Annotated in this window: 1 protein-coding gene; it reads left to right on the top strand. The window is 69.3% G+C overall.

Annotation, left to right across the window (positions count from 1 at the left end; genetic code table 11):
- Positions 1 to 177 precede the first annotated feature (177 nt).
- Positions 178 to 642 (top strand): RrF2 family transcriptional regulator (locus ACX28W_RS44010; protein ID WP_459005709.1); only part of this gene is annotated, 465 nt, incomplete at its 3' end.

Here is a 642-nt window from a genome sequence, read left to right as displayed (position 1 = left end):
CGAGCCGACGCGTCCGGTTCCCCCCATTACGGCGATCGTCATGTTCATCACACTTTCCTTGCGAGGCTGATCTCGTTCAGGCTTTTGTCCGGTCGGGCCGCCGAGCCAAACCCGGACACCACCTGTCCGAGAACTATACTCGGATAGGAAATGGCCGAGTAAAGGGCGGGCGGAACGATGAAGATGTCCGGCGGCGTCGAGTGGGCGCTGCACTGCTGCGTTGTCCTCACCACGAGCAGCAGGCCCGTCCCGGCGGCCAGACTCGCCGAACTGCACGACGTCTCCGGCAGCTACCTCGCCAAACAGCTCCAGTGCCTCGCCCGCGCCGGCCTCATCCACTCCGTCCAGGGCAAGTCCGGCGGCTACGCACTGACCCGCACCCCGGAGAGCATCACCTTGCTCGACGTGGTCGAGGCCATCGACGGGCCGACCGCCGCCTTCGTGTGCACCGAGATCCGCCGGCGCGGCCCGCTGGGAGCGCCGGCGGAAGCCTGCACCGCCCCGTGCACGATCGCCCGGGCCATGGGATCGGCAGACAGGGCCTGGCGCCACGCACTCGCCGCGATCACCATCGCCGACATCGTCCGCGGCACCGACACCGACGCCGGCCCCCACGTCCTGGCCGGCGTCCGCGACTGGCTC

This window comes from Streptomyces sp. SD15 (assembly GCF_054462255.1).
This window is presented reverse-complemented; position numbering and strand designations above follow the sequence as displayed.